At 56.2% G+C, this 6414-nt stretch carries 6 protein-coding genes; 3 read left to right on the forward strand and 3 right to left on the reverse strand.

Going from position 1 to position 6414, the window contains the following annotated elements; all coding sequences use genetic code 11:
* On the reverse strand, window positions 1-1670 hold a 1670-nt coding region (locus NW838_RS06100; protein WP_414427701.1), incomplete at its 3' end, for a serine/threonine protein kinase.
* A gap of 369 nt (window positions 1671-2039) precedes the next feature.
* Here NW838_RS06100 and NW838_RS06105 point away from each other — a divergent pair.
* The 3 genes from NW838_RS06105 to NW838_RS06115 all read left to right on the forward strand — a co-directional run bounded on the left by NW838_RS06105 (window position 2040) and on the right by NW838_RS06115 (window position 4733).
* Window positions 2040-3008 carry an NAD(+) kinase gene (locus NW838_RS06105; RefSeq protein WP_414427705.1) on the forward strand — a complete coding sequence of 323 codons (969 nt, stop codon included), beginning with the start codon at window positions 2040-2042 and terminating at the stop codon, window positions 3006-3008.
* A 59-nt stretch (window positions 3009-3067) separates the two neighbouring features.
* A complete protein-coding gene (locus NW838_RS06110; RefSeq protein ID WP_414427702.1) occupies window positions 3068-3706 on the forward strand; it encodes a histidine phosphatase family protein in 639 nt (212 codons plus the stop codon).
* Window positions 3707-3773: 67 nt separating this feature from the next.
* On the forward strand, window positions 3774-4733 hold the full coding sequence (locus tag NW838_RS06115; protein WP_414357628.1) for a patatin family protein: 960 nt from the start codon (window positions 3774-3776) through the stop codon (window positions 4731-4733).
* Window positions 4734-4836: 103 nt separating this feature from the next.
* Here the strand turns inward: NW838_RS06115 and NW838_RS06120 are convergent, their stop codons facing one another.
* Both NW838_RS06120 and NW838_RS06125 read right to left on the reverse strand, forming a co-directional pair.
* Entirely contained in the window at window positions 4837-6027 is a 1191-nt protein-coding gene (locus tag NW838_RS06120; RefSeq protein ID WP_414427703.1) for a DUF58 domain-containing protein, read from the reverse strand.
* 107 nt (window positions 6028-6134) lie between these two features.
* Window positions 6135-6414 (reverse strand): DegT/DnrJ/EryC1/StrS family aminotransferase (locus NW838_RS06125; protein WP_414427704.1); only part of this gene is annotated, 280 nt, incomplete at its 5' end.

The raw sequence follows: 6414 nt of genomic DNA on the forward strand, positions 1-6414 counted from the left end.
GTCTCGTGGGCTCGTACATGTGTATAAGCGAAAGGTGTCGCTGGCGGGGTGGCGGTGGGCGTTGGAGGGGGATTGGTGCCCGGTGTCGGAGTCGGGGTGGGTGTCGGCGTTGGAGTGGGAGCAGGTTCGAGTGTAGGTGTTGGGGTTACTTCAGCGGTAGGGATCGGATCCGGTTCTTCCCGGCTATCGCGGATCGTTGGGCGTGGCCACAGCAAAAAGGCGGCCAGCAAAGCCATAACGCCCAGGGATCCCCCGGCCAAAACCCACTTCAGGTTGCTGTCGGAAGGTTGCAGAACCGTTTGGGGGGCAGCTTGCCGCAGAGGGCGAGTGCGGGGAGTATCGGTTCGTGCCGGCGTGGCAGGGCGAGCGACGGGGGGATCCTGAACGGTCGGGAGAGCGTTGCTGGCTGGGATCACTGTGGAGGGCGTTTTGGGAGTTTCATCCTCACTTTGGGGAGAGGGATCCGGTGTTTCCGGCGAAGCTTCTGCTGAGGAGGGTTCCCGCTCGGTGATGTAATAGGGGATCCCTGCACCTGGAGGAGGGGGAGAGACCGGCTCATCTTCGATGAGATCCAGATCCTCATCGCGGATATCTTCAAAGGCTCCAGAAGCCGATCCTGTATTGCGGGTGGCTTGGATCGGTGGCTTGGACTCAGAAGAGGGTGGAGCATCCTGTTGAGGCTTGGCACTGCCGGTGGGGATGATCACCGTGCTGGCCTGGCTGGTGGAGAGTTGAGTGGCCACTGTCAGGTCATAGGCTTGCAGCAGCCGCTCCCCTAGCTCCCGCATCGTTTGTGGTCGTTCGTCCGGGTTTTTTTTCAGGCAATCCATCACCACCGCTGCCAAGGGGGGTGGGATCGGCTGGGGAGCTGTATTGGGGTTGATCTCCAGGGGGCTTTCGTAACAATGGGCGTGGATCCAACTGTGCAAAGAGTCAGTTTCCAATTGAAAGGGCATGGATCCCGTCAGCATCTCGTAGAGCACCACGCCAAAGGAGTAGATGTCCGAGCGGGCATCCAAGGCTTTGCCCCGCATCTGTTCGGGAGAGGCGTAGCGAGCTGTGCCGATAAATCCTCCCCCTTTTTGGGTGCCCAGGCTGAGGGTGTGATCCGCCAGGGTTTTGGCCACGCCAAAGTCGAGGATTTTCAGTTGGGGGATAAGCTTGCCATTTTGAAAAACTTGCTCGATGAAGAGGTTGCTGGGTTTGATGTCGCGGTGGATGACACCCCGAATCTCGCGGCCCTCTATCTTGGCCTGAAACGTGTGGGCAAAGTGCAGTCCCTCACAAGCTTGGAGAGCCAGCCGAATGGCTTGCCGAACCGGCAGAGCCCCTTTTTCTCGAATTAGCTTGGCCAGATCCTGACCCTTAAGGTACTCCATCACCAGATAGGCTTGCTCCCCCTCTTGGCCGTGATCCAGAACTTTGACGATGCGGGGATGCTGGCCCAAGAGGGTGCTGACGCGGATCTCTTCGACAAAGCGGCGGCGCAAGTCCGTCTGGGAGTTGCTCCGGCTTAGCAACATGGGGGCATAGAGGATCTTGACGGCTACCTCTTGGCGGTTGTTGTGTAAGTCCAAGGCACGAAAGACGGATCCCATACCACCGCTACCAATTTCTTGAATCAGCTGGTAGCGGTTGCCCAAAATGCGATTGGTGAGATCTGCGGTCATGGGTTTGCAGCTTGGAGAAGAGGAATTGCAGGGGGAATGTCCATACCATAAACCGAATTGCTGAGGTCTGCACCAGCCTACGCCGGTGGCTGAACTCAGGGATCCGGATTGGGGCCATCTGTTGGAAATGGCGGGGTTTTCGGTTGATTCTTCAAGGTGACTTCTCAGATTTACTTAACTGTTACTTAAAAGTTGTAGAAGAAAGCTCTGGCGGGGGCAGTGACGCTCAAGGGAGAGCTGCGGTGATCGGTTTCACCGTCCAAGAGAACATTTTCTGGTTAACTTTGGGGGGGATAGTCTGGATTATCCTGAGCAATCCCCAGTCTGAAGAAGGGGACAATCGACAGGGATCCCTTGATGAGGTTGACCATGGACTTGGGCTTGGTGGTGATTGCCTACAAAGAGGGGGATCGGGAGAGCAAGGCCGCTTGTCAGAGGTGTGCTGAACAGTTGCGCCGGCGCGGCGTTACGGTGTTAACGGCTCCCACCGGCTTGCACCACAACCCCTACCCTGTCTTTCTAGAGGCCACCTCGGATCCCATCGATCTGGCAGTGGTGCTGGGGGGAGATGGCTCGGTGTTGGCGGCGGCACGATACCTGGCTCCCCATGGGATCCCGATTTTGCCGATCAAAGCGGGGGGTAGGCTGGGGTTTTTGGCCCAGTCGGAGCGGGTGTTGCAGCAGGATCCCTGGGATCGTATCCAGGCGGGGGATTTTTTCTTGCAAGCCCGCATGATGTTGCAAGCCCAGATTTGGGAACAACCGCAGTTGGGACGAGGGGATCCCTTGGCCGCCCGTGGAGAGGGAAAGTCGCAAGGCCGTCCGGCCAGCGAAGTCTACTATGCCCTCAATGAGATCTGCCTGAAGCCAATCAACCGAGAACGGCTGCCTGCCGCGATCATGGAGATCGAGGTCAACGGAGAGATTTTGGATCAGTACCACGGAGATGGGGTGCTGGTGGCTACACCGACAGGATCTACCTCTTACACCCTGGCAGCCAATGGCCCCATCCTCGAGCCTACCCTCGACGCCATCATCATCACCCCTATTTGTCCCCTGAGTTTGTCTAGCCGTCCTATTGTCATCAGCGGCACAGCCAGGGTGGACATTTGGCCTCTTGCCGATCCCGAAGGGTTGACCCGCCTGTGGACAGATGGCGTGTTGGCTCAGTCGGTGAATCCCGGCCAGTGGGTTCACATTCAGCAAGCGCCTACACCGGCCAAGCTGATGATCCTGGAAAAAGAGCTCTCCTACTTTCGCACTCTGCGGGAAAAATTGCAGTGGGCGGGCAGCCGCATCTACATCCCCACCACCAACCACCGCCCCGAGGGGGGATAAGGAGAGCTTAAAGTTGGGCAGCTAGAGTGGCAAAGTTCGCTCCCATAAGCATATTTCCCATGAGCCTGAGACTTTACCTCCTTAGACACGGCGAAACTCCCTACAGCCGTTCCGGCAGCTTTTGCGGCGCTCTCGATCCCGACCTCACCCCCGAAGGCAAACAAATGGCAGAAGCCTTTGCCTCAGCCTATGCCGGGATCCCTTGGCAAGCTCTCTACGTCAGCCCGATGCGGCGTGCCTTGGCTACCTTGAGCCCCCTGGCCGAGAAAGTTGGCTTGCAGATGCAGATTCGAGAGGGCCTAAGAGAAATTCACTATGGCGAGTGGGAGGGCAAAACCCACGCCGAGGCACAAGAAGCCTACCCAGAAGCCTATTGGCGCTGGATGACCGAGCCAGCCTGGAACGCGCCCCCAGGGGGGGAAACCGCTGTGCAAATTGCCAATCGGGCTATGCCGGTTGTGGCTGAGATCCAGGAAAAATGGACCCATGGCAACGTCTTGATCGTCTCCCACAAAGCCACCATTCGGGTTATTCTCTGCAGCCTGCTGGGCATCGACCTGGGTCGCTACCGGGATCGCATTGAGGTTTTGGCCGCCTCGGTCAGCGTGGTCAAGTTCGACCGCTATGGCCCCCTTCTGGAAATCTTAGGGGAACGCAGCTATCTGCCTCCCGATCTGCGAGAAAGGGCAGGTACCTAATTGATTTTAGAGAGAGCAAAGTTTAAGATTCCTGAAGTCTTTTGGGCTTCTTTTTGAGGGAGCAATCATGGGCAAAAAACTGGGATTGGCACTGGGCAGCGGCGGAGCCAGGGGATGGGCTCATATTGGCGTAATTCGGGCTCTAGAGCAGGCCGGGATCCCCATTGATTATATTGCCGGGACGAGCATTGGCGCTTTTGTGGGAGCCATTTATGCAGCAGGAGAACTGGATGAGCTGGAAGACTTTGTGCGAGATCTCAACTGGAAGATGATCCTGTCTTTGTTTGATGTGGTCTTTCCCACCTGTGGCCTGCTGGATGGCAACAAAATTTATGAGCTGCTGACAGAACATTTGCAAGAGCTGTGTATTGAAGAGGCCGGGATCCCCTTTTGTTGTGTGGCTACCGACTTGATCACAGGCCAGGAGGTGCTGTTGCGTTCGGGTAAAATGGCAGATGCCGTGCGGGCCAGCATCTCTATCCCAGGAATTTTCACTCCCTTTCACCACGAAGGGCGCTATCTCGGAGATGGAGGCATTGTCAATCCGGTGCCGGTGCGAGTGGTGCGGGAGATGGGGGCCGATGTTGTCATCGCGGTCAATCTCAACCATGTGGATCCCGCGGATGTGGAGTCGCAACTGGAAGAAACAGAGGTGGAAGAAACCCTTCAACGGCGACAGCGCTTGAATGCTGAAGGAGAAGTGATCGAAGAAGAAACCAACTTCATCACCCGCATTCGCAAACGCTATCAATCCCTACAACAAGGGATCCAAGAAAAAATTAGCCAATGGTTTCCAGATGAGCCCTCTGGTCCCAATATTTTCGACGTTATTGGCAAGACGTTGAACGTGATGGAGCAAATCGTTACCCGCAGTGTTTTAGCCGAACATCCGCCGGATTTGCTCTTACAACCCAAGCTGAGCCAGTATGGGATCTTCGATTTTCATCAAGCAGATCCGATTATTCAGGAGGGCTATCGACAAATGCGGCGGGCCATTCCAGAATTGCGACAAAAGTTGGAGCAGTGAACCACCACTTCTTCAGCAGTTTAACCTAAAGCTTTGCAAGGATCTGCGCCCAAGCTTTCCAAACAATCTCAGATGGATCCTGCTATCAAAATGGGCCTGAAGCTCACTCAATTGGGATAAATTGCAACAGCGATCCCGTGTGGATGAGATGGGCCGGGGCAGATTTTCCATCCTGGTCGGGATGGGCCAGCAGCACACAGCGATCTTGAGGGGTGAGGTCAAACTTGACAGAGGGATCAGGTTCTCTTTCCAGTGGAGGGCTGAGCTGGGGATCCCCGACAAAAGTAAGTCGTGCCAACACGGTCAGCAGGTGATCTTGATGGGCCAGGTCTGACCCAAAAGGAGTCCGCTCTTGTAACGTAACGAGTGCTACCGGGTAACCTTCTCGCATCAAGTAGAAGAGGATCCCGGCACAGCGCTCTACAGCTCGCTCCAACTTGTCTCGATGGATCTCGGGCCTCTCTTTCTGGGGCTGCCAGCGATTTTCAAAACAGAGGGTGATGGCTTGGGATCGTGGACGCTCCAACTCCCGCACGATTAGTTGATCCCGTTTGGCCGAGATCTTCCAATGGACAGAGCGCACATCGTCCTGGGGGCGGTAGGGCCGTAAGCTCAGGTAGTCTCTCTCTCGACCGGGTTGGGGGCGCAATTGGTTGCCGCTGCTGAGCTGATCCCACAGCACCAATCCTTGAACCGAGGCAGGCCGCGGAAACACGATCACCGTTTGGGGATCCCTAATCTCTACCGCCTTGCGGAAGAGTTCAAATGGAAAACTGGTGGCAACTTCAAAACCTTGCAACTGCCAGACTCCCCGCTTTGAAAAAGTATGCTGATAAAAAGTGTCCACCTTGGCACCGGGATCCACCCGCAAAACATAGCTGGAAGGCCAATCTTCCCGCCTCAGCCCCTCAATGCGTTCGCTCACCTGCAACGAAAAGCTGGGCAAGCGCCGTTTGCGATTGACCAGCGTGAGACCCACTAAGACAGGCTGGCCAGCGAAAATGCGGCTAGGCAACTGCCGGCTGACCTCCAGATCTTTGAGGGTGATATCAGAGAGGGTACCGCTGATGAGGATGAGGCTGAGCAGCATCCCCAGCAACAAGTACAGGGGATTGTTGCCGGTGTTGAAAGCAGCAATACTCACCAACAGGGCGATCCCGATAAACCGCCCCCCGATACGGGTAAAGCGGAAGCGGCGCAGAAAGCGAACCCGAGATCTCGATCCCTGCTTTGAGGAGAAGGTTCCCCGGCCTCCCATCCTTTGAAATAATTTTCGGCTTAGTTTCAACAACACGGCAGTCCTCTCAGCGCTTTTTCATCCCCAGCCCCTCTCCCAAAGGAGAAGGAGAGTCTGGAATCTACAAGCTACTTCAGTGTAATTTGAAATAATCATAATTGGTGCTATGGGGGTGATGATGTGGAGAGGATGTCTGCGATGGCAACAGCCACCCGTTTTTGTTGACAGAGGGTCAACTCAGGAAAGCAGGGCAAAGACAACACCTGAGCAGCACACAACTCCGCCTTGGGCAAATCCCCCCGCCGGTAGCCCAGCCGCCGGTACACCGGCTGCAACGGCAACGGCAGAGGATAGTAAACCCGACTGCCAATGCCCCGCTCCTTCAACCGCTGCTGCAAATCGTCCCGCCGCCGCGAATCCAACGGCTCAGAACCCACCACCCGC

The sequence above is a fragment of the Synechococcus sp. R55.2 genome (assembly GCF_047462075.1).
In the GTDB taxonomy this organism is placed as follows: domain Bacteria; phylum Cyanobacteriota; class Cyanobacteriia; order Thermostichales; family Thermostichaceae; genus Thermostichus.